The organism is Streptomyces collinus Tu 365 (assembly GCF_000444875.1).
In the GTDB taxonomy this organism is placed as follows: domain Bacteria; phylum Actinomycetota; class Actinomycetes; order Streptomycetales; family Streptomycetaceae; genus Streptomyces; species Streptomyces collinus_A.
Genome location: NC_021985.1, coordinates 4,996,877 through 5,018,058, shown reverse-complemented (window position 1 = coordinate 5,018,058; position 21,182 = coordinate 4,996,877). Strand labels below are relative to the sequence as shown.

The following is a 21,182-nucleotide window of genomic DNA, read 5'->3' as shown; positions in this document are numbered from 1 at the left end:
GCTTGGAAGGCCAAGCCCCGACACCCACCGGCCGGCACGGCGCCGAGAAAGCCGGGCCCGGGCCAGCCGTGGGCGAGCCGACAGGCGCCGCCCGCAAGGGCGTCGTCACTGCACTTCGCTCTGAGCGGTTCCAGACCGACGAAGCCCGGCACGGCACGGCCGACCCCACCCCGGAGCGGCCCGGTATCCGGATCTACGCCCCACCGGTCTACCGCCACCACTGGGACGGCGCCCGTTGGTCCACCCGCCCCGGCGACACTCCCACCGCCGCCTACACCTGCCCCTGCGGACAGACCAGCACCGCCACCGGCCCCCAGGCCGTGACCGCGCTGGTCACCGAGTACGACGCCCACCGATCCGCCTGCACCGGAATGCCCGCCGTATCCACCGAAGGGAGGGCCGCCGCATGACCCCCACCATGGACGGGGCCGCGCTGCTGGACGAGGTGGAAGCCTTCCACCGACGGTTCAACGTCTTCCCCACCGAGGCCGCCTACGTCGCCGTCGCCCTGTGGGACGCACACGCCCACCTGCTCGACTGCTTCGACTCCACGCCCCGCCTGGCCTTCCTGTCCCCCGAGCCGGGATCGGGCAAGTCGCGAGCCCTGGAGATCGTGGAAACGCTGGTGCCGCAGTCCATGACGGCCGTGAACGCGTCCGCCGCCGCTCTGTTCCGCGCGGTGTCGGGGGCGAACGGCCGGCCGACGATCCTGTTCGATGAGATCGACACGATCTTCGGGCCGAAGGCGGGGGACAACGAGGAACTGCGCGGGTTCCTCAACGCCGGACACCGCCGCTCCGGGGTCACCTACCGGTGTATCGGCGATGGCGGCAACCAGACTGTGCAGGCGTTCCCCTCGTACTGCGCGGTCGCGGTCGCCGGGCTCGGCTCCCTGCCCGACACGATCCTGACCCGCTCCGTTGTCATCCGCATGCGCCGCCGGGCCCGCAACGAACGCGTGGAACCGTTCCGGGCTCGCATCCACGAGGCGCAGGGGCACAAGCTCCGTGAGCGGCTGGCGCAGTGGGCCGAACAGGCACGTGCGCGAGTGGTGGACGCCTGGCCGGACATGCCCGAAGGTGTCACCGACCGACCGGCGGACGTATGGGAACCCCTGCTCGCGGTCGCGGACGCCGCCGGCGGTGCTTGGCCCGAGCGGGCTCGGGAAGCATGCGTGACCCTGGTGACGGCGTCCAAGGCCAACGACAAGGGCAGCATGGGGATTCGGCTGCTTGCCGATCTACGCGATCACGTCATGGTCGGCATCGACCGCCTGCCCACCGTCGCCATCCTGGACCGGCTCAACGCCCTGGACGACGCACCCTGGGCCGACCTGCACGGCAAGCCGCTCGACAACCGGCGCCTGTCCCGGATGCTCGCCGAGTACATGACGGCCGACAACGAGCCCATCGCCTCCCGCAACATCAAGACCGCCGGAAGCGTCCTCAAGGGCTACTACGCCGCTGATCTGCACGACGCGTGGGCCCGCTACTGCCCCCCACCCCCGGAAAGTCCGCTACCTCCGCTACCTGGCACCGAAAACACGGCTTGACCAGTGATAACGCGGTAGCGGTAACGGGCATCCGAAGCCGCTACCGCACCGCTACCCGTCCGCTACCGCTACCCCTTCCCGCTACCTCCAACAGGCCCGTGACCTGCGAGGTAGCGGCGGTAGCGGAAGTAGCGGACTTCTGAGAGTGCCGCCGGACGCCTCACCCCAAGAAGGAGTCACCGCCTTGGCCAGCACCAAGATGCTCAAACTCCCCGAAGTCCTCCAAGAGATCAGCATGAGCCGCGCCGCCTTCTACCGCATGCGCGCGCGTGGCCAGGGGCCGCGGCTGGTGAAGCTGCCCAACGGCCACCTGCGGGTGCGACGCACCGACCTCGACGACTGGCTCAACCGCCTGGATTCGCCCGCCTACTGACTCCACCAGCTCACCGGCATCGCCCAAGGGGGCCCGGCGCATACCGGGCCCCCTTTCACAGGAAGGCCCCCGATGGGGAAGACATACGACGTTCGCATCTGGTCAGTACGGCAGAGGAAAGACCGGGGCCAAACCTCCGCAGAGCTGCGCTGGAAGACAGGCGAGACTCCGCACTCTCAGACGTTCCGCACAAAGACGCTGGCAGAGGGGCGACGCGCTGAACTTCTGCGCGCGGCACACGCCGGCGAGCCCTTCGACGAGTTCACCGGCGTACCACTCTCCGAGCTGCGGCAGCGCAACGACGTGAGTTGGTATCAACACGCCCGCGAGTACATCGAGATGAAGTGGCAGCACTCCCCCGGCTCGACGCGCCGGACACTCGCGGAAGCCATGGCCACGGTGACGCCGGCGCTCGTCAAGGACAGCAAGGGCATGGCCGACGCTAGGACGGTGCGGACGGCTCTCTACAGTTGGGCATTCAACGTGAGCCGCCGGAACGAAGAACCGCCGGACGAGGTAGCCGCCGTGCTGGCATGGTTCGAGCGGAAATCCCTGCCGACCTCTGCACTGGCGGACCGCATGCAGGTGCGCGCCGCCCTGGACGCCCTGACCATGAAATTGGACGGCACCACGGCGTCCGCGTCGACCATCCGCCGGAAGCGGGCCATCTTTCACAACGCGCTCGGCTACGCCGTCGACGCCGGCCGACTGACGGATAACCCTCTGCCACAAGTGCAGTGGAAGGCTCCGGAGCAGGTTGCGGAGGAACTGGACCCGGCCTCGGTCCCAGATCCCCGGCAGGCTCTCGCACTGCTCGACGCCGTGCGCACACAGAGCGCCCGCGGGCGCCGCCTGGTCGCATTCTTCGGGTGCATGTACTACGCGGCAGCACGGCCGGCGGAAGTCATCGGCCTCCGCCTACAGGACTGCGACCTCCCCCGCCGAGGGTGGGGGACCCTATGGCTACGGGAGACCCGTCCGCGCTCAGGATCAGCATGGACCGACAGCGGCGAAGCACACGACCGGCGAGGGCTCAAGCACCGGCCTCGGAAGGCGGTCCGCCCGGTGCCGATCCCGCCCGACCTCGTGAGCCTGCTGCGGTGGCACGTCATCGCGTACGGCGTCGCCCCAGACGGACGCCTGTTCCGCACCCAGCGCGGTGGGCTCATCCAGGACACCGGATATGGCGAGGTGTGGGCAGAAGCTCGCGCACGGGCCCTCACGCCCGCTCAGCGCGCGTCGCAGTTGGCCAAGCGTCCTTATGACCTTCGGCATGCTGCCGTGTCCACATGGCTCAGTTCCGGGGTGGAGCCGCAGGAAGTGGCCGCGCGCGCCGGCCACAGCGTGGCCGTACTGTTCCGGGTGTACGCCAAGTGCCTGGACGGCGGCGCCGCCACGGCGAACGCCCGGATCGAGCGAGCGCTGAAGAACGGCGGGTAGAGGTACGCGAAGCTGCCCCACGCCTGCCCCACACGGGCTGGTCAGCACGCGAATCCAAGTGAGACAGACTGGGAAAAAGCGCACATAGCACCCACACTGACCCCGTCAACGACGAAAGGGCCTGCGATCAGCATTGCTGCTGGTCACAGACCCTTTCGGTCGTGTGGCGGCGCCAGGATTCGAACCTGGGAAGGCTGAGCCGGCAGATTTACAGTCTGCTCCCTTTGGCCGCTCGGGCACACCGCCGGGGATGCTGCCGTTCGAACCGCTTTTCGGCGGTGCTCCGTGGCAACGACGTAAACAATACCCGATGCACAGGGGTGCTTCGCCACCCGATTGATCTGCACCCGGCGGGTCGCGGGGTGGCTAGGCTGGGGCGGATGCGGACCGGCTCCCTGCCGGGCCCGGCGGCCGCCGCCGCGTACGCCGGTACGCACCCGATACGCACCCCGATACAAGGAGCCACAGGACATGGCCGACTCCAGTTTCGACATCGTCTCGAAGGTCGAGCGGCAGGAGGTCGACAACGCCCTCAACCAGGCCGCCAAGGAGATCTCGCAGCGCTACGACTTCAAGGGTGTGGGCGCCTCGATCTCGTGGTCCGGCGAGAAGATCCTGATGGAGGCCAACTCCGAGGACCGGGTCAACGCCGTCCTCGACGTCTTCCAGTCCAAGCTGATCAAGCGCGGCATCTCGCTCAAGGCGCTGGACGCCGGCGAGCCGCAGCTGTCCGGCAAGGAGTACAAGATCTTCGCCTCCATCGAGGAGGGCATCTCGCAGGAGAACGCCAAGAAGGTGGCGAAGATCATCCGTGACGAGGGCCCCAAGGGCGTCAAGGCCCAGGTCCAGGGCGAGGAACTGCGCGTCAGCTCCAAGAGCCGCGACGACCTCCAGACCGTGATCGCCCTGCTGAAGGGCAAGGACTTCGACTTCGCGCTGCAGTTCGTCAACTACCGGTAGGACCGGTGGGCGGCAGGTGACATGACGGAGGGGCGGGCATCCGGTGATGCCCGCCCCTCCGTCATGCCGCCCGCGCGCCGCCGGGCGCCCCCGCAGCGCCGAGCCGCGCCGCCTCAGTCGCGCGAGTTGCCGAACAGGATGCGGTACAGGATCAGCAGGACGAGGGAGCCGCCGATCGCGGCGGCCCAGGTCGCGCCGTCGTAGAAGTGCTTGCTGACCGGGTGGTCCAGCCAGCGGGCCGAGATCCAGCCGCCGATGAACGCGCCCGCGACGCCGATGAGGGTCGTCCCGATGAAGCCGCCCGGGTCGCGGCCCGGGAGCAGAAGCTTGGCGATGGCTCCGGCCAGAAGCCCCAGGATGATCCAACCGATGATGCTCATGCCCTGAACCTGCCCTCCCGCGCTGTCCCCGTGCTGACCGGCCTCTGAGAATCCGGTGAGGATCGGCTGTCCGGCGCGCGCGTGTTCATGTCGTGTCGGTGAAGAGGACGTCGCCGGTCGCTCGCACGGTTGCGCGCCTCAGTAGGGTGCGCCCCATGACCACTTCCGGCACCGAGCTGCGACGCAGCCTGGGGCTGCGGGACGCCGTCCTAGTCGGTCTCGGTTCGATGATCGGCGCGGGCGTGTTCTCCGCCCTCGGCCCGGCCGCGCGCGCCGCTGGGCCGGGTCTGCTGCTCGGGCTGGCCGTCGCGGCCGTGGTGGCCTACTGCAACGCCATGTCCTCGGCCCGTCTGGCCGCCCGCTGTCCGGCGTCCGGTGGGACGTACGTGTACGGCAGGGAGCGGCTGGGCCCGTTCTGGGGCTACCTCGCCGGCTGGGCCTTCGTCGTCGGCAAGACGGCCTCCTGCGCGGCCATGGCGCTGACCGTGGGGGCGTACGTCTGGCCGGGGCAGGCGCACGCGGTGGCGGTGGCGGCCGTGGTGGCGCTGACCGCCGTGAACTACGGCGGCATCCAGAAGTCCGCCTGGCTGACGCGGCTGATCGTGGCCTTCGTGCTCGCCGTCCTCGCCGCCGTGGTGGTGGTGTGCCTGACCTCGCCGGCGGCCGGTGCCGGGCGGCTCGGGATCGGGGTGCCGTCCGGGGCCGGCGGTGTGCTCCAGGCGGCCGGGCTGCTGTTCTTCGCGTTCGCCGGGTACGCCCGGATCGCGACCCTCGGCGAGGAGGTACGCGATCCCGCGCGCACCATCCCCCGGGCCGTCCCGCTGGCCCTCGGGATCACCCTGGTCCTCTACGTGGCCGTTGCCGTCGCCGTGCTGAGCGTGCTCGGCCCCGGCCGGCTGGGGCAGGCCACGGCGCCGCTGGCCGACGCGGTGCGGGCGGCCGGGGTGCCCGGTCTGGTGCCCGTGGTGCGCGTGGGGGCCGCCGTGGCGGCGCTCGGGTCGCTGCTCGCGCTGATCCTCGGTGTGTCCCGCACGACGCTCGCCATGGCCCGCGACCGCCATCTGCCGGGGGCGCTGGCCGCCGTGCATCCGCGGTACCGGGTCCCGCACCGGGCGGAGCTGTCCGTCGGCGCGGTGGTCGCCGTGCTGGCCGCGACGGTGGACGTGCGCGGCGCGATCGGCTTCTCCTCGTTCGGCGTCCTGGCCTACTACGCCGTGGCCAACGCCTCCGCCTGGACGCTGAGCCCCGCCGTGAGGACGCGGGTGGTGCCGGCCGTGGGGTTGCTGGGGTGCGCCACGCTGGCGTGCGCGCTTCCGGCGGCCTCGGTCGCCGTGGGGGCGGCGGTGCTGGTCGTGGGCGTGCTGGCCTACGGCGTACGGCGCCGGTGGGCGGGGCGGGGCGCCGACGGCTCCGGTCGGGCTCGGGGGCGGTAGGGCCGGCGCCGGGGGGGCGGCGGGTCCGGCGGCCGGGGGCCGCGGGTCCGGCGCCCGGGGGCGTCCAGGGGCGGTGCTCAGCGTCCCGCGAACGGCTCGTCCGTGCTGACGATCTCGCGGCCCAGGGGCAGCAGGGAGACCGGGATCAGCTTGAAGTTGGCGATGCCGAAGGGGATGCCGATGATCGTCAGGCACAGGGCGATGCCGGTGGTGATGTGCGCGAGGGCCAGCCACCAGCCGGCGAGGACCAGCCAGAGCACGTTGCCGACGCAGGAGGGCGCGCCCGCGTCCCGGCGCTCGACCGTGGTGTACCCGAAGGGCCACAGGGCGTAGACGCCGATGCGGAAGGAGGCGATCCCGAACGGGATGCCGATGATCGTGACGCAGAGCAGGACGCCCGCGAGCAGGTAGGCGAGGAACAGCCAGAAGCCGCTCAGGACGAGCCAGATGATGTTCAGGATGATTCTCACTGGTGTCGACCTGCCATCTTCTCGAGCCGGGCGATGCGGTCCGCCATCGGCGGGTGGGTGGAGAACATCTTCGTCAAGCCCTGACCGGCGCGGAAGGGATTCGCGATCATCATGTGGCTCGCGGTCTCGATCCGCGGCTCGGGGGGCAGCGGGAGCTGCTGGGTGCCGGCCTCCAGCTTGCGCAGGGCGCCGGCGAGGGCCAGCGGGTCGCCGGTGAGCTGGGCGCCCGAGGCGTCGGCCTCGTACTCCCGGGAGCGGCTGATGGCGAGCTGGATGAGGCTGGCGGCGAGCGGGCCCAGGATCATGATCAGCAGCATGCCGAGCAGGCCGGGGCCGTCGTCGTCGTCCGACCGGCCGATGGGGATCAGCCAGGCGAAGTTGACCAGGAACATGATCACCGAGGCGAGGGCGCCGGCGACGGAGGAGATCAGGATGTCGCGGTTGTAGACGTGGCTCAGTTCGTGGCCGATGACCCCGCGCAGCTCGCGCTCGTCGAGCAGGCGCAGGATGCCCTCGGTGCAGCACACGGCCGCGTTACGCGGGTTGCGGCCGGTGGCGAACGCGTTGGGCGCCTCGGTCGGGGAGATGTACAGGCGGGGCATGGGCTGGCGGGCCTGCGTGGACAGCTCGCGGACCATCCGGTACAGCGCCGGGGCCTCGAACTCGCTGACCGGGCGGGCGCGCATCGCGCGCAGCGCCAGCTTGTCGCTGTTCCAGTAGGCGTACGCGTTCGTGCCCAGCGCGATCAGGACGGCCACGATCAGTCCCGTCCGGCCGAAGAAGCTGCCGATGACGATGATGAGCGCGGACAGTCCCCCGAGGAGTACTGCGGTCCTGAGCCCGTTGTGCCGGCGGTGCACGGTACGCCCTCCAAGTCGTGCAGCGGGGGAACCCTTTGGGTCCAGTGGACCCTCCCGCTCTGGTCAACGCCAGGCGGCGGGCGCGAGTTCCCTGGTGCGTGCGTGGGCGCGCGTCGGCCGTACGGGTGACGTGCCCGTACGTGCCCGTACGGCCGACGCGCGCGTGGGGGCCTCGGGTGCCCTACGCGCGCGTGACAAGTCCTCAGAACAGTCCGGTGGCGGCGAAGCGCAGGACCAGTTGGGGCACGCCGGACAGGGCCACGCCGAGGACGCCGGTGAGGGCGAGGGCCGCGGTGAGGGGCGCGGGGACCCGGTGTCGCGCGGGTTCGCCCTCGGGGGCGCGGAAGAGCAGGGCCGCCCACTGCAGGTAGTAGAAGAGGGCGATCACGACGTTGACGGCCATGACCACGGCGAGCCAGCCCAGGCCCGCGTCGACGGCCGTGGCGAACACGGTGACCTTGGCGAACAGGCCGATGACGCCGGGCGGCAGGCCGGCGAGGCACAGCAGGAAGAAGGCCAGCAGCAGCGCCGTGACGGGGTTGGTGGCGTACAGGCCGCGGTAGTCGCTGATCCGGTTGAGGGACTTCGACCGGCCGACCACGGCGGCCACGGCGAAGGCGCCGAGGTTCACAGCGGCGTACATGAGGGCGTAGGCGACCGTGGACCCGATCGCCTTCTGGCCGTCCCTGACGTATCCGGCGGCGGCGATGGGCACCAGCAGGTAGCCGGCCTGGCCGACGGAGGACCAGGCGAGCAGCCGTACGGCGCTGTACGCGCGCGTGGCCTTCTGGCGCAGGGCGCCGACGTTGCCGACGGTCATGGTGAGGGCGGCCAGGGCGGCGAGCGCGGGTCCCCAGACGTCGGCGTACGACGGGAAGGCGAGGACGGTGACGAGGATCAGGCCGGAGAAGCCGACCGCCTTGCCGACGACCGACAGGTAGGCGGCGATGGGCAGCGGGGCGCCCACGTAGGTGTCGGGCACCCAGAAGTGGAAGGGGACGGCGGCCGTCTTGAAGGCGAAGCCGACGAGGGTGAGGACGACGCCGGTCTGGGCGAGGGTGTGGAGCTGTCCGTCGACGTGCTGGATCCGCTGGGCGACCTGGGTGAGGTAGAGGGTGCCGGTGGAGGCGTAGACGAAGCTGATGCCCATGAGGCTGACCGCCGTGGCGGTGACCGAGGACAGGAAGAACTTCAGGGCCGCCTCGGAGGACCGCTTGTCGCCGTGCCGGATGCCGACGAGGGCGAAGGCGGGCAGGGAGGCGACCTCCAGGGCGACGATCAGGGTGGCCAGGTCGCGGGAGGCGGGCAGCAGGGCTGCGCCGGCCGCGGAGGAGAGAAGCAGGAACCAGAACTCCCCCGCGGGGACGCGCCGGTGCTCGTCCTGGACGTTCGTGACCGACAGCAGGGCCGCGAGCAGGGCGCCGCCGAGGACGAGGAACTGGATGACGAGTGTGAAGTGGTCGGCGGTGTAGCTGCACACGCGCGGGTTCCCGGGCAGGCAGAAGGTGCTGCGGTCGCCGTCCAGGAGCGGCAGCAGGGTCAGGGCGGCGACGGCCAGGCCGGCGACGGAGACCCAGCCGAGCAGCGGCTTGCGCGCCTCGGGCACGAACAGGTCGGCGACCAGCACCGCGAGGCCGACCAGGGCGGTGACGGTGGGCGGCGCGATGGCGAGCCAGTCGACGGACTGGACCGCCGACGGGACCGCGGACTCGGCCAGGGCCTGGGCCAGGGCGCTCATCGGGTGCCTCCTGCGAGGAGCTGCTGCACGGCCGGGTCGGTCAGGCCGAGCAGCGCCCTCGGCCACAGTCCGGCGAGGACGGTGAGGGTGACGAGCGGGGTCCAGGCCGCGAACTCGTAGCCGTGCACGTCGGCGAGGCGGGGGGCTTCCCGCGGCACGTCGCCCATGCAGACCCGGCGGACCACGACGAGCATGTACGCGGCGGTCAGCAGGGTGCCGAAGGCGCCGATCGCCATGAAGGTGAGGAACGCGGGGCGGCTGAGGCCGGCCCCGGGTTCGAACGCGCCGAACAGGGAGAGCATCTCGCCCCAGAACCCGGCGAGTCCGGGCAGGCCGAGGGAGGCGACGGCGGCGAAGGCGAGCAGTCCGCCGAGGCGCGGGGCCTTGCCGTAGAGGGCGGCGCCGGTCTCCTCGGCGAGGGTGTCGAGGTCGGTGCTGCCGGTCCGGTCCTTGAGCGCGCCGACCAGGAAGAACAGCAGGCCGGTGATGAGGCCGTGGGCGATGTTCGCGAACAGGGCGCCGTTGACGCCGGTCGGGGTCATGGTGGCGATGCCCAGCAGGACGAAGCCCATGTGGCCGACGGAGGAGTAGGCGATGAGCCGCTTGAGGTCGCCCTTGGCGCCCCGCTTGGCCAGGGCCAGGCAGGCCAGGGATCCGTAGATGATCCCGACCACGGCGAAGGCGGCGAGGTAGGGGGCGAAGGTGTGGAAGCCGTCCGGCGCGACGGGCAGCAGGATGCGGACGAACCCGTACGTGCCCATCTTCAGCAGGACGCCGGCGAGCAGGACGGAGCCGACGGTCGGGGCGGCGGTGTGGGCGTCGGGCAGCCAGCTGTGCAGCGGCCACATCGGTGTCTTGACCGCGAGCCCGAGACCGATCGCCAGAACGGCGATGACCTGCACGGACGTGGTCAGTGACCGGCCGTTGTCAGTGGCGAGTGCCACCATGTCGAACGTGCCCGCCTTGATTCCGATCAGGAGCAGGCCGAGCAGCATGACGACGGAGCCGAGCAGCGTGAACAGGATGAACTTCCACGCGGCCCGGGTCCGCCCCTCGCCGCCCCAGCGGGCGATGAGGAAGTACATGGGGATGAGCACGGTCTCGAAGGCGAGGAAGAACAGCAGCAGGTCGAGGACGGCGAAGGTGGCGAGGGTGCCGGTCTCGAGCAGGAGCAGCAGCGCGACGAACGCCTTGGGGGACGGGCCCGTGGGCGGCTTGAAGTAGGAGTAGAGCGCGCAGAGGAAGGTCAGCAGCGCGGTCAGGACCAGGAGGGGGAGGGAGATGCCGTCGATGCCGAGGTGGATCCGCACGTCGAGTGCGGGGATCCAGCTGATGTCGGTCGTGGCCTGCATCTTCGACGGGTGGTCGTGGTCGAAGCCGAGCGCGAGGACGATCGCCGCGGCGAGGATCACGCCGGTGACGCTCACGCCGTGCCGGAGCACGGCCTGCTCGGGTGACTTCCCCTTCAGTCCGGGCGGGGCGGGCAGGAGGGCGGCGACGGCGCCGAGGAGCGGGCCGACGACGACGAACGCCAGAAGGAACTGCATCACGGACTCGCTGATATCGATCACGCCTGCTCACGCTCCCGTGGCGACGAGGAGGACGGCGACCGCCAGGACGACGGTGCCGGCGAGCAGCGCGCTCACATAGGTCTGCACGTTGCCGGTCTGCGCACGGCGTACGGCGGCCCCGAGCAGCCGGGGCAGCGCGGCCGCACCGCGCACGTAGGTGTCGACGACCTCGCGGTCGAGGAACCGGACGAGGCTCGCCCCGGCCTGGACCGGGCGGACGAACAGTGCCGCGTACACGGCGTCCAGGTGGAAGCCGGCGGCCGCGGGCCGGTGCAGCGGGCCGAGCAGCAGCCGGCCGGGGTCGGCCGGGTCGGGTGCGTAGGCGATGTCGCCGTAGGCGGGTTCGTGGGTGGCGATGGCCTCCGCCTCGACCAGCCCGGCGTCGCCCTCGGGGTGGGCGGCGACCGCGCCCAGCGGCACCAGGGCGGCGAGCGGGCTGGTGCGCTGCCAGACGCCGTAGGTGAGGAGGCCGCCGACCACGGCGAGGCCGGTGCCGAGGATCGAGGTGGTGAGGGTCGGGGTCAGGTCGTGGCCGTCGAACCAGCCGGGCAGCGAGCGGTAGGCGAGCCCGCCGAAGGCGAGGGAGGGCACGGCCAGGACCCACAGCACCACGGTCATGGTCAGCGGCTGGCGGCCGTGGTCGGGTGCCTCGGCGCCCCGGCCGTGGAAGGCCAGCAGCCACAGACGGGTGGCGTAGGCGGCGGTCAGCAGGGCGGTGAGCAGGCCGGCGACCAGGACGAGCCAGCCGGCGGCGCCGGGGGCGTGGGCGGTGTGCCCGGTGGCCGCGTGCTCGGCGGCGCCGAGGACGGACTCCTTGGAGAAGAAGCCGCTGAAGGGAGGGATCGCGACGAGCGCGAGGAGCGCCACGGTCATCGTCCAGTAGGCGTCCGGGACCCGGTCGCGCAGGTGGCTCATGCGGGACATGGCGGCCAGCGAGTTGGTGCCGGCGGCGTGGATGATCACGCCGGCGGCGAGGAACAGCAGCGCCTTGAAGGCGCCGTGGGACAGGAGGTGGAAGACGGCGGCGCCGCGTTCGCCGACGGCGAGGGCGCCGGTCATGTAGCCGAGCTGGCCGATGGTCGAGTAGGCGAGGACGCGTTTGATGTCGTCCTGGGCCAGGGCAGCCAGGCCCGAGCCGGTCATGGTCACGGCGGCCATCACGGCGAGGACCACCATCGCGGCCTGGGAGGCCTCGAACACCGGTAGGAGGCGGGCGACGAAGTAGACACCGGCGGCGACCATCGTCGCGGCGTGGATGAGCGCCGAGACGGGGGTCGGACCCGCCATCGCGTCGGGGAGCCAGGTGTGCAGCGGGAACTGGGCCGACTTGCCGGCCACGCCCGCGAGCAGCAGCAGGGCGACCAGGGTCGGGTGGTGCAGTCCGCCGCTCGCCACGGTGGCGAGGACGCGGGGGATGTCGAAGGACCCGGCGTCGGTGCCCAGCGCGAACAGGCCGATGAGGAAGGGCACGTCGCCGAGCTTGGTGACGAGGAAGGCCTTCAGGGAGGCGGCACGGGCCTCGGGGGTCTCCCAGTAGTGGCCGACCAGGAAGTAGGAGCAGATGCCCATGACCTCCCAGCCGACCAGCAGCACGATCAGGTCGCCCGAGTAGACGACGAGGAGCATCGCGGAGGTGAACAGGGAGACGAGGGCCGCGTAGGAGGCGTAGCGCGGATCGTCGCGCAGGTAGCCGGTGGAGTAGATCTGCACGCAGGTCGCGACGAAGGCGACGAGGACGGCGACGAGCGCGGCGAAGCCGTCGATGTCCAGGGCGAGGTCGATCGGGACCGAGCCGGTGGGTGTCAGTTCGGTCTGGGCGTGGAGGGCCGGGCCGCCGCCCTGGCGCACGGCGACCGTGGCGGCGAGCGCGAGCGCGGCCAGGGCCGGCAGCACGGCGAGCGGGCGGACGAATCCGGGCGCGGTGCGGCCCAGGAGGAGTCCGGCGGCGGCGCCCAGGAACGGCAGGAGGGGGACGAGTACGGCGAGGGTGGTCGTGGTCACGCGGTGGCCTCAGCCTTCTCGGCCGCGGAGGTACCGGTGCCGGGGCCGTCGGTGTCGTCGCCGTGGCCCTCGGCGGTGTCGCGGAGTCGGTCGATGTCGGAGGTGCCGCGGTTGCGGTGGACGGCGAGCACGATGGCCAGGCCGATGCCGATCTCGGCGGCGGCGATGGCGATGGTGAACAGGGTCAGCGCCTGGCCGGAGTGCAGGGTGTCCCGGGCGGCCCGGCTGAGCCAGACGTCGAAGGCGACCAGGTTGAGGTTGACGGCGTTGAGCATCAGCTCGACCGACATCAGGACCAGGATCGCGTTGCGGCGGGCGAGGACGCCGTACAGGCCGGTGCAGAAGAGGAGGGCGGAGAGGACGGCGGGGTAGGCGAGGTGCATCAGCGGGCGCCTTCCTTCGCGCCGGGGCGGGGCGCGGGAGCGGTGCCCGGGGCGCCGGCGGCCTCGGCGCCGGTCGCGGGGTCCGTCGGGGCCTCCGCCTTCGCCTTGCGGGACAGGACGATGGCGCCGACCAGGGCGGCCAGGAGGAGCACGGAGAGGGCCTCGAAGGGCAGGACCCAGTGCCGGAAGAGGCTCTCGCCGGTGACGCGGGTGGTGCCGGCGGCCGGGCCGCCCAGGTCGATCCAGGTGGTGCGGAACGCGTCGACGACCACCCAGACCAGGGCGACCGCGGCGGCCAGCGCGACGGCGAGGGCCGCCCACCGGTTGCCGGAGTCCGCGTCCGGGGACCGCCCGATGGGGGCGCGGGTGAGCATCAGGCCGAACAGGAGGAGGACGACGACGGAACCCACGTAGATGAGGACCTGCACCCAGGCGATGAACTCCGCCGTGAGCAGCAGGTACTCGACGGCGAGGCCGCCGAGCGCGACCACCAGCCACAGTGCGGCGTGCACCAGCTGCCGGGTGGTGACCGTGACGAGCGCGGCGCCGAGGGTGACCAGGCCGACGAGCAGGAAGGCGATCTCGACGCCGTTCGGGGAGAGGAAGCCGTGCTGGGCCGCGGCGAGACCGAGCCCGATGCCGTGCCGGGCTGCGGCGGGGCTCATGACTCACCGCCCTGCTGCGGCTCCGCCTGCGCGGCCGCCAGCTTCTCGGCGGTCTTGCGGGCGGCGGCGATCTCCTTGGGCTCCTCCGCGCTGGCGTCCAGGGCGGGCGGGGCGGGGACGGTCCACATCCACTCGCGGAGCTTGTCGCGCTCGTGGGTGAGTTCGCGGATGTCGGTCTCGGCGTACTCGAACTCCGGCGACCAGAACAGCGCGTCGAAGGGGCAGACCTCGATGCAGATACCGCAGTACATGCACAGGGAGAAGTCGATGGCGAACCGGTCGAGGACGTTGCGGCTGCGCTCGCGTCCGCCGGGTGCGGCGGGCGGGACCGTCTCCTTGTGGGAGTCGATGTAGATGCACCAGTCCGGGCACTCCCGGGCGCACAGCATGCAGACCGTGCAGTTCTCCTCGAAGAGGCCGATCACGCCGCGGGTGCGGGGCGGCAGTTCGGGCAGGACGTCCGGGTACTGCTCGGTGACCGTCTTCTTCGTCATCGTGCGCAGGGTGACGGCCAGGCCCTTGGCGAGGCCGGAGCCGGGGATGGGGGACATGGTTAGGAGATCACCACCTTGACGATGCCGGTGAGGGCGATCTGGGCGAGGGCGAGGGGGACGAGGAGGGTCCAGGAGAGCTTCTGGAGCTGGTCCTCGCGCAGGCGGGGATAGGTCACGCGGAGCCAGATGACCACGAAGGCGAGGACCGCGGTCTTCAGCAGGGTCCACACCCAGCCCAGGCCGTCGGCACCCCAGGGGCCGTGCCAGCCGCCGAGGAAGAGGACGGTGGTCAGGCCGCACAGGACGATGATCCCGGCGTACTCGGCGAGCAGGAACAGGGCGAACCTGAGGCCGGTGTACTCGGTGTACGCGCCGAAGATGATCTCCGAGTCGGCGACGGGCATGTCGAACGGCGGCCGTTGCAGCTCGGCGAGGCCGGCCACGAAGAACACCACCGCTCCGACGATCTGCCAGGGGAGCCACCACCAGTGGAAGGCGTGCAGGATGCCCGGCAGGGAGACGGTTCCGGCGGCCATGGCGACGGAGGCCGCGGCGAGCAGCATCGGGAGTTCGTAGGCGAGCAGCTGGGCCGCCGTGCGCAGGCCGCCGAGCAGGGAGAACTTGTTCGCGCTGGCCCAGCCGGCCATGAGCGAGCCGAGGACGCCGACGCCCATCACCGCGAGCACGAAGAAGACGCCCGCGTCGAGGACCTGGCCGACGGCTCCCTCGCCCGGTCCGATCGGGATGGCGAGCAGGACGAGCAGGTACGGCAGCAGGGCGACGGCGGGGGCCAGCTGGAAGACGCGGCGGTCGGCGCCCGCCGGGACCACGTCCTCCTTCTGCGCGAACTTCACGCCGTCGGCGATGAGCTGGGCCCAGCCGTGGAAGCCGCCCGCGTACATCGGGCCGAGACGGCCCTGCATGTGGGCCATCACCTTGTGCTCGGTCTGGCCGACGATCAGCGGGAAGGTGAGGAAGACGACGAACACGATCAGGAGTCGCAGGGCGACGTCCAGCGCGTCGTTCACTGCGGACCTCCTGTGGGGTCTTCGGGGGTGTCCCGGTCGGCGGGGGCACGGTCTTCGGGGGCCCGGGGGGCTTGGAGGGCCTCTGGCGTTTCCGGCTGGGGCGCCTCCGCCTCGGGCCGGGGCTCCTCGGGCCGGGGCGCCTCCGCCGCGGGCTCCGGTGCCTCGGGCTGGGGCTCCGGTGCCTCGGGCTCAGGCCCGGGTTCGGGCGACTGTGCCCGCTCCGGCTCGCTTTCCTCGTCGAAGGCCGGGCGGGCGTGGTGCCACGGGGCGTCCGAGCTGCGCGGGGCCGTGCCGCGCCGGGCGGGACGGCCGGGGCCGTCGCCCGGACCCGACGGTTCGGTGCTCGCCGGCCCGCTTCCCGCCGGCTCGCCCTCTGCCGGTTCGGTCCCCGCCGGTTCGGTCCCCGCCGGTTCCTCCGTCGCCGCCCGCTGCGAGGCCGAGCCGCCCGAGGCGCTGCGGGCGCGGCGCGGCCCCGCCGGCGCGGGCGCGGACGTGGGCTCATGCGCCACCGATGCCTCGGCCGCCGGGCCCTCGACCTCGGGAGTCTCCGCCGCCGGACGGGAGGCGTCGCCCTCGGCGGCCGCCTGCTTCCGCTCCGCCGCGTCGTCCCCGGCCGCCGACTCGGCCGTCCGGCTCACCGAGCCCTCCCCGGCACTCCTCGACCGCCGCGGCCGACCGGCCGCACCAGCCGGACCAGTCGCACCAGCGGAACCAGCCGCCGCACCGGTCGCCGACTCGGCCGCAGCACCGGACGGCGTCCCGGCGGCCGTACCGGACGGCGTCCCGGCCGCGGTCCCGGCCTCCGCCGCCCCTGCCGTCTGGCTCGCCGAGCCCTCGCTCGCGCTTCTGCTCCGCCGCGGCCGCGCTGCCGCACCGGCGGGACCGGCCGCCGCGCCGGACTTGGTCTCCACCGCGCCGGGGGCGGTCGCGGCGGTGTCCGGCTCGGCCGCCTGGCTCGCCGAGCCTGCCGCTGCCGTGCGGGTGCGCCGTACCGGGCGGTCGCCCGCCGCGCGCGCGGGGCGGGCCAGGCGGGCCGGGGCGGCGGGGAGGGTGCCCTTGAGCGGGCCCCACTCGTTGGGGTCCGGGACGCCTGGGGGCAGCATCTGGCGGCGCTTGGGGCCGCCGTGGTCGGACTCGCCCGGCTCCTTGGCGCCGGGCCAGGCCTTGGCGACGCGGGCCGCGAGGACGAAGTCCTTGCGCAGCGGGTGGCCCTCGAAGGTGTCCGGCAGGAGCAGGTGGTCGAGGCCGGGGTGGTTCGCGAAGTCGACCCCGAACATCTCGTGTGTCTCGCGCTCGTGCCAGGCGGCGCCCGCGTAGACGCCGACGGCGGAGGGCAGGGCCGGCGCCTCGTGCGGGACGGTCGTGCGCAGCAGCAGCCGGCGGACCGGCGAGAGGGCGACGACGTGGGCGGAGACGCGGAAGCCGGTGCCGGGCTCGTCGACCGCGCTGAGCCAGTCGAAGTAGGTGCAGGACAGGGTCGTACGGGCGGTTTCGAGGGCGGTGAGCCAGGAGGACGGCGGGACGTCCACCGTCAGGACCTCGTACGCCTCCTCGGCGGTGGCCTCCGGGCCGAACAGCTCCTCGGCGGGGGCGGGCAGCCAGCCTGCCGTGCTCATCACGCGTCCCCCTCGGCGGCCGCGGGCACCGGCGGCTTCACCAGGCCGCTCTGCAGCGCGGCGGCGGACGGCCGGGCGTCGCCGTAGCGGTGTGCGAGCGACTCGCGGGCGATCTTCTCCTGGAGCTTGAGGATGCCCTGGAGCAGCGCCTCCGGACGCGGCGGGCAGCCGGGGACGTACACGTCCACCGGGATGATCTGGTCGACGCCCTTGGTGACGGAGTAGGAGTCCCAGTAGGGGCCGCCGCAGTTGGAGCAGGCGCCGAAGGAGATGACGTACTTCGGTTCCGGCATCTGCTCGTACAGGCGCTTGACGGCCGGGGCCATCTTGTCCGTGACCGTGCCGGAGACGACCATCAGGTCGGCCTGGCGGGGGCCCGGCGCGAAGGGGATGACGCCGAGCCGGATGAAGTCGTGGCGGGCCATCGAGGCGGCGATGAACTCGATCGCGCAGCAGGCCAGGCCGAAGTTGAAGACCCACAGCGAGTAGCGGCGGCCCCAGTTCAGGACCACCTTCATCGGCTCGGGAGCCAGCCGGGCGAGCGCGCCCAGGCGCTTCGGCTCCGGCAGGTGAACGGGCTCGTGCGCGGGCTGGTGCGCGGGCTCGGGGTTCACGTCCATGCCAGGACCCCCTTCTTGTAGGCGTAGAGCAGGCCCACGGCGAGGAAGCCGAGGAAGACGAACATCTCCACGAGGGTCGTCGCGCCGTAGCCGGGGGCGGCGAAGACGGTCGCCCACGGGAACAGGAAGACGGAGTCGACCGCGAAGATCACGTAGAGGAAGGCGTAGACGTAGTAGCGGACCTGGGTGTGGGCCCAGCCCTCGCCGACGGGGTCGACGCCGCACTCGTAGGTGAGGAGTTTCTCCGGGGTGGGCACGACCGGCCGCAGCAGGCGGCCCGCGCCGAAGGCGACCGCGACGAACAGCACGCCGACGAGGGCGAGCAGTCCCACGACCGAGTAGGACCGGAAGTAGCCGGCCGCGACGACGTTCCCCGCGGCGACCGCCGAGTGCCCCAACGTCTCCCGCACCGTCCGTCTCCCTCGTTCCCTGACCTCGTGACCTTGCCGAACCCTGTGGCGCGCCGTGATTCGAGGATCTGTACGCACGGGAGTCTAGGCCCTGATAAAGACACGGTAAGCGGCCCGTCACGGCGTGAGACGCGGGGGCCGTGCGCGGGGTGGGGTTTTCCCCCGCACACGGCGGCGGCGCACCGCATGGCGCGAGGGGTGCCGGGCACGGCAGGCTGGCCGCCATGACCGCTTCCGCCTCCGCCGCCGGCCGGACCGACGGCCCCGACCGCCTGCCCGCGGCCCGGCTCGCCCTGGACGCGCACACCTGGAAGGAGATCGCGCATCTCCTGCTGAACCTGCCGGTGTCGCTGTTGGGCTTCACGTACGTGTTCACCGTGGTGCTCGTCAGCGGGGTCCTCACCGTCACGGTGGTCGGGCTCCCGCTGCTGGCCGTCTGCCTGCTGGGCGCCCGCCAGCTCGGCAAGCTGGAACGGGCCCGGGCCCGTGCGCTGCTCGGGCTGTGGGTGGAGGAGCCGACGCCGCTGCCGATCGCCCGTGGCGGCGGTCCGGTGCAGCGGCTGTGGCTGGCGCTGAAGGACCCGGTGGGCTGGCGGACCCTGCTGTACGACCTGATCCGGCTGCCGTGGGGGGTGCTCACCTTCGCCGTCGTGCTGGTCTCGCTGTTCGTGCTGTGGCCGGTGCTGCCGTTCGTCGCCCGGGGGCTGGCCAACGCGGACCGGGCGATGGTGCGCGGGCTGCTGTCGCCGTCGGACGAGCTGGAGCGCCGGATCGCCGAGCTGGAGTCGGACCGTGGGGTGGTCGTCGACACGGCGGCCGCCGACCTGCGCCGCATCGAGCGTGACCTGCACGACGGGGCGCAGGCCCGGCTGGTGAACCTGGCGATGGGGCTGGGTCTCGCCAAGGAGAAGCTGCTGGAGGACCCGGACACGGCCGCGGCGATGGTGGCGGAGGCGCACGGCGAGGTGAAGCTCGCGCTGCAGGAGCTGCGCGACCTGGCCCGGGGCATCCACCCGGCGGTGCTGACCGACCGTGGCCTAGACGCGGCGCTGTCGTCGGTCGCCTCCCGGTGCACGGTGCCGGTGCGGGTGACGGCGGACCTGCCGGCGCGTCCGGCGGCGGCCATCGAGGGCATCGCCTACTTCACCGTCTCGGAGCTGCTGCAGAACATCAGCAAGCACAGCGGGGCGCGGACCGCGTCGGTGGAGGTGTGGCGCTCGGAGGACCGGCTGCTGATCCAGGTCCTGGACGACGGCCGCGGGGGCGCCCGGCTGGACGGCGGCAGCGGGATGCGGGGGCTGGCGGACCGGCTGGGCGCCGTGGACGGGCTGTTCGTCGTGGACTCGCCGGAGGGCGGCCCGACCGTGGTCACGGCGGAACTGCCGTGGCGGGACCGCGCGGGCACGGACTGACCGGGCCCGAGGCGGGCCCGAAGCGGGGCCGGGGGTGCCGAAGGCGGGGCCGGGGGTGGGGAAAACCCCCGCTCCAAGAGGCCGACGGCCTCCATGGCCCGCCGAGGCTCCGCGCGCCAGGCTTCTTGCACGCCGCGAAAAGACACGGCGGACACGGCGGCACCACCGCCATGACGAGGAGAACGGGACGAAGCCGATGGCCACGGAGTACGGACAGGAGCACGGGCGGGGACACGGGCACCCGGCCGGATCCGGCTTCCCCGCCTACGAGGGGGCCGGGCGCTCCGGGCTGCCCGCCGTGCTGCGGGCGCCCTTCGAGGTGCGCAGCCGGCGCGAGTTCGGCTATGTGCTGCTGAGCCTGCCGGTCGCGATCGTGCTGTTCACCTGGACGGTCACCATGGTGGCGCTCGGCGCCGGCCTGCTGGTGACCTTCCTCGGTGTCCCGGTGCTCGCGGTGGCGCTGGCCGGCTGCCGGGGGTTCGGTGCGCTGGAGCGTTCCCGGGCCCGCGCGCTGCTGGGCGTGGCGGTGGCGGCCCCGGAGCCGCTGCGGACGGCCAAGCCGGGTGTGTTCGCGTGGATGGGGGCGGTGCTCAAGAGCGGCGCCTCGTGGCGGAGCCTGCTGTACGCGCTGCTGCAGTTCCCGTGGTCGGTGTTCTCGTTCGTGGTGGCGGTGAACTTCTGGGTGTACGGCTGGGCGCTGCTGACGTACCCGCTGTGGTTCTGGGTGTTCCCGATGTACGCCGGGCAGGGCGGTCTGCAGCTGTACGGCGACGCGCACCACAGCGTGTATCTCGACAACCCGTTCGAGATCACCATGACCTCGCTGGTCGGACTTCTGTTCACGCTGGTCACGCCGTGGGTCGTGCGCGGGCTGACCGCGGTGGACGGGCTGATGGTGCGGGGGCTGCTGGGGCCGTCGCGGCTGTCGGCGCGGGTCGTGGAGCTGGAGGAGGACCGCGGGATGGTGGTCGACACGGCGGCCGCCGACCTGCGCCGCATCGAGCGGGACCTGCACGACGGGGCGCAGGCCCGGCTGGTGGCCCTGGCCATGGACCTGGGGCTGGCCAAGGAGAAGCTGCGGGAGGACCCGCGGGCGGCGGCCCGGATGGTGGAGGACGCGCACGGCGAGGTGAAGACGGCCCTGCAGGAGCTGCGGGACCTGGCCCGGGGCATCCACCCGGCGGTGCTGACCGACCGCGGTCTGGACGCGGCGCTGTCGTCGGTCGCCTCCCGGTGCACGGTGCCGGTGCGGGTGGAGGTCGACCTGCCGGCCCGGCCGGTCCCGGCCATCGAGGGCATCGCCTACTTCACCGTCTCGGAGCTGCTGCAGAACGTCAGCAAGCACAGCCGGGCGCGGTCGGCGTCGGTGGACGTGTGGCGCTCGGCGGACCGGCTGATGATCCAGGTGATGGACGACGGGGTGGGCGGCGCGGACGCGACCCGCGGCTCGGGCCTGGGCGGCCTGGCGGGCCGGCTGGGCGCGGTGGACGGCGTCCTGGTGGTGGACTCCCCGGCCGGCGGCCCCACCCGCGTGATCGCCGAACTGCCCTGGCGGGCCTGACCTGGAGACCGCCGAGCTGCCCTGCCGGGCGGGCGGGCGACTGCCGAATGGCCCCGGCGGCCTGGCCCGGTGACGGCCGAGCTGCCCCGACGGGCCTGACCGGGAGGCCGCCGAGCCGCCCTGCCGGGCGGGGACCGCCGGGCTGCCCCGGACGGGCCTGACCCGGTGACGGCCGAGCTGCCCCGGCGCATCCGACCGGTCCGACCGGCCGCTCC

At 72.6% G+C, this 21,182-nt stretch carries 21 protein-coding genes and 1 tRNA gene; 8 read left to right on the top strand and 14 right to left on the bottom strand.

All coding sequences use genetic code 11. The features are described 5' to 3' along the window. Window positions 1–68 precede the first annotated feature (68 nt). The 4 genes from B446_RS21870 to B446_RS21855 all read left to right on the top strand — a co-directional run bounded on the left by B446_RS21870 (window position 69) and on the right by B446_RS21855 (window position 3,365). Window positions 69–410 (top strand): hypothetical protein, encoded by a 342-nt coding sequence (locus B446_RS21870; protein ID WP_020941618.1) that lies wholly within the window; start codon window positions 69–71, stop codon window positions 408–410. Continuing rightward, window positions 407–1,552 carry a DUF3631 domain-containing protein gene (locus B446_RS21865; protein WP_020941617.1) on the top strand — a complete coding sequence of 382 codons (1,146 nt, stop codon included), beginning with the start codon at window positions 407–409 and terminating at the stop codon, window positions 1,550–1,552. The genes B446_RS21870 and B446_RS21865 overlap by 4 nt, the downstream gene beginning before the upstream one ends. Before the next feature lie 184 nt (window positions 1,553–1,736). Further along, a complete protein-coding gene (locus B446_RS21860) occupies window positions 1,737–1,925 on the top strand; it encodes a helix-turn-helix transcriptional regulator (RefSeq protein WP_020941616.1) in 189 nt (62 codons plus the stop codon). 72 nt (window positions 1,926–1,997) lie between these two features. Beyond that, complete coding sequence (locus B446_RS21855) at window positions 1,998–3,365, top strand: tyrosine-type recombinase/integrase (protein WP_020941615.1); 1,368 nt, start codon at window positions 1,998–2,000, stop codon at window positions 3,363–3,365. Between the two features lie 164 nt (window positions 3,366–3,529). On the opposite strand, the gene B446_RS21850 is transcribed toward B446_RS21855, so the two are convergent. After that, a tRNA-Tyr gene (locus B446_RS21850) sits at window positions 3,530–3,611 on the bottom strand. Between the two features lie 225 nt (window positions 3,612–3,836). Here B446_RS21850 and B446_RS21845 point away from each other — a divergent pair. Continuing rightward, window positions 3,837–4,325 (top strand): YajQ family cyclic di-GMP-binding protein, encoded by a 489-nt coding sequence (locus B446_RS21845; RefSeq protein ID WP_020941614.1) that lies wholly within the window; start codon window positions 3,837–3,839, stop codon window positions 4,323–4,325. A gap of 113 nt (window positions 4,326–4,438) precedes the next feature. Here the strand turns inward: B446_RS21845 and B446_RS21840 are convergent, their stop codons facing one another. Beyond that, the gene (locus B446_RS21840; RefSeq protein WP_020941613.1) at window positions 4,439–4,705 is read right to left on the bottom strand and encodes a GlsB/YeaQ/YmgE family stress response membrane protein; all 267 of its coding nucleotides are present in this window, start codon (window positions 4,703–4,705) and stop codon (window positions 4,439–4,441) included. 155 nt (window positions 4,706–4,860) lie between these two features. Here B446_RS21840 and B446_RS21835 point away from each other — a divergent pair, with 155 nt between their 5' ends. Beyond that, window positions 4,861–6,138, top strand: a complete 1,278-nt coding sequence (locus B446_RS21835; RefSeq protein WP_020941612.1) for an APC family permease — start codon at window positions 4,861–4,863, stop codon at window positions 6,136–6,138. Between the two features lie 77 nt (window positions 6,139–6,215). Here B446_RS21835 and B446_RS21830 read toward each other — a convergent pair whose 3' ends face one another. The 12 genes from B446_RS21830 to B446_RS21775 all read right to left on the bottom strand — a co-directional run bounded on the left by B446_RS21830 (window position 6,216) and on the right by B446_RS21775 (window position 17,994). Continuing rightward, window positions 6,216–6,608, bottom strand: a complete 393-nt coding sequence (locus tag B446_RS21830) for a YccF domain-containing protein (protein ID WP_020941611.1) — start codon at window positions 6,606–6,608, stop codon at window positions 6,216–6,218. Further along, on the bottom strand, window positions 6,605–7,468 hold the full coding sequence (gene htpX / locus B446_RS21825) for a zinc metalloprotease HtpX (RefSeq protein WP_020941610.1): 864 nt from the start codon (window positions 7,466–7,468) through the stop codon (window positions 6,605–6,607). The genes B446_RS21830 and htpX overlap by 4 nt, the downstream gene beginning before the upstream one ends. A gap of 202 nt (window positions 7,469–7,670) precedes the next feature. Next, complete coding sequence (locus B446_RS21820; protein ID WP_020941608.1) at window positions 7,671–9,206, bottom strand: NADH-quinone oxidoreductase subunit N; 1,536 nt, start codon at window positions 9,204–9,206, stop codon at window positions 7,671–7,673. Continuing rightward, the gene (locus B446_RS21815) at window positions 9,203–10,777 is read right to left on the bottom strand and encodes an NADH-quinone oxidoreductase subunit M (protein ID WP_020941607.1); all 1,575 of its coding nucleotides are present in this window, start codon (window positions 10,775–10,777) and stop codon (window positions 9,203–9,205) included. The genes B446_RS21820 and B446_RS21815 overlap by 4 nt, the downstream gene beginning before the upstream one ends. 6 nt (window positions 10,778–10,783) lie before the next feature. Then, window positions 10,784–12,778, bottom strand: coding sequence for an NADH-quinone oxidoreductase subunit L (locus tag B446_RS21810; RefSeq protein WP_020941606.1), 1,995 nt, complete (start codon window positions 12,776–12,778; stop codon window positions 10,784–10,786). Further along, complete coding sequence (gene nuoK, locus B446_RS21805) at window positions 12,775–13,161, bottom strand: NADH-quinone oxidoreductase subunit NuoK (RefSeq protein ID WP_020941605.1); 387 nt, start codon at window positions 13,159–13,161, stop codon at window positions 12,775–12,777. Before nuoK ends, B446_RS21810 begins: the two co-directional genes overlap by 4 nt. After that, window positions 13,161–13,826, bottom strand: a complete 666-nt coding sequence (locus B446_RS21800; protein WP_020941604.1) for an NADH-quinone oxidoreductase subunit J — start codon at window positions 13,824–13,826, stop codon at window positions 13,161–13,163. The genes nuoK and B446_RS21800 overlap by 1 nt, the downstream gene beginning before the upstream one ends. Then, complete coding sequence (locus B446_RS21795; protein ID WP_020941603.1) at window positions 13,823–14,377, bottom strand: NuoI/complex I 23 kDa subunit family protein; 555 nt, start codon at window positions 14,375–14,377, stop codon at window positions 13,823–13,825. The genes B446_RS21800 and B446_RS21795 overlap by 4 nt, the downstream gene beginning before the upstream one ends. A gap of 2 nt (window positions 14,378–14,379) precedes the next feature. Continuing rightward, complete coding sequence (locus B446_RS21790; protein ID WP_020941602.1) at window positions 14,380–15,348, bottom strand: complex I subunit 1/NuoH family protein; 969 nt, start codon at window positions 15,346–15,348, stop codon at window positions 14,380–14,382. Then, entirely contained in the window at window positions 15,345–16,964 is a 1,620-nt protein-coding gene (locus B446_RS21785; RefSeq protein WP_020941601.1) for an NADH-quinone oxidoreductase subunit C, read from the bottom strand. The genes B446_RS21790 and B446_RS21785 overlap by 4 nt, the downstream gene beginning before the upstream one ends. Continuing rightward, window positions 16,964–17,584: an NADH-quinone oxidoreductase subunit B gene (locus B446_RS21780; RefSeq protein ID WP_020941600.1), complete on the bottom strand. Its 621-nt coding sequence runs from the start codon at window positions 17,582–17,584 to the stop codon at window positions 16,964–16,966. Before B446_RS21780 ends, B446_RS21785 begins: the two co-directional genes overlap by 1 nt. Then, window positions 17,575–17,994, bottom strand: a complete 420-nt coding sequence (locus B446_RS21775; protein WP_020941599.1) for an NADH-quinone oxidoreductase subunit A — start codon at window positions 17,992–17,994, stop codon at window positions 17,575–17,577. Before B446_RS21775 ends, B446_RS21780 begins: the two co-directional genes overlap by 10 nt. Window positions 17,995–18,218: 224 nt before the next feature. Between B446_RS21775 and B446_RS21770 the strand changes: the two genes are divergently transcribed. Beyond that, window positions 18,219–19,406: a sensor histidine kinase gene (locus tag B446_RS21770; RefSeq protein WP_020941598.1), complete on the top strand. Its 1,188-nt coding sequence runs from the start codon at window positions 18,219–18,221 to the stop codon at window positions 19,404–19,406. A 196-nt stretch (window positions 19,407–19,602) separates the two neighbouring features. Further along, entirely contained in the window at window positions 19,603–20,967 is a 1,365-nt protein-coding gene (locus B446_RS21765; RefSeq protein ID WP_020941597.1) for a sensor histidine kinase, read from the top strand. Window positions 20,968–21,182 lie beyond the last annotated feature (215 nt).

Bases quoted from the DNA above. Each gene is read 5' to 3' on its own strand.
- B446_RS21835 (WP_020941612.1), top strand. From the start codon at position 4,861: ATGACCACTTCCGGCACCGAGCTGCGACGCAGCCTGGGGCTGCGGGAC.
- B446_RS21765 (WP_020941597.1), top strand. From the start codon at position 19,603: ATGGCCACGGAGTACGGACAGGAGCACGGGCGGGGACACGGGCACCCG.
- B446_RS21770 (WP_020941598.1), top strand. From the start codon at position 18,219: ATGACCGCTTCCGCCTCCGCCGCCGGCCGGACCGACGGCCCCGACCGC.
- B446_RS21820 (WP_020941608.1), bottom strand. From the start codon at position 9,206: ATGAGCGCCCTGGCCCAGGCCCTGGCCGAGTCCGCGGTCCCGTCGGCG.
- B446_RS21785 (WP_020941601.1), bottom strand. From the start codon at position 16,964: ATGAGCACGGCAGGCTGGCTGCCCGCCCCCGCCGAGGAGCTGTTCGGC.
- B446_RS21800 (WP_020941604.1), bottom strand. From the start codon at position 13,826: ATGAGCCCCGCCGCAGCCCGGCACGGCATCGGGCTCGGTCTCGCCGCG.
- B446_RS21865 (WP_020941617.1), top strand. From the start codon at position 407: ATGACCCCCACCATGGACGGGGCCGCGCTGCTGGACGAGGTGGAAGCC.
- nuoK (WP_020941605.1), bottom strand. From the start codon at position 13,161: ATGCACCTCGCCTACCCCGCCGTCCTCTCCGCCCTCCTCTTCTGCACC.
- B446_RS21840 (WP_020941613.1), bottom strand. From the start codon at position 4,705: ATGAGCATCATCGGTTGGATCATCCTGGGGCTTCTGGCCGGAGCCATC.
- B446_RS21845 (WP_020941614.1), top strand. From the start codon at position 3,837: ATGGCCGACTCCAGTTTCGACATCGTCTCGAAGGTCGAGCGGCAGGAG.
- B446_RS21780 (WP_020941600.1), bottom strand. From the start codon at position 17,584: ATGGACGTGAACCCCGAGCCCGCGCACCAGCCCGCGCACGAGCCCGTT.
- B446_RS21855 (WP_020941615.1), top strand. From the start codon at position 1,998: ATGGGGAAGACATACGACGTTCGCATCTGGTCAGTACGGCAGAGGAAA.
- B446_RS21795 (WP_020941603.1), bottom strand. From the start codon at position 14,377: ATGTCCCCCATCCCCGGCTCCGGCCTCGCCAAGGGCCTGGCCGTCACC.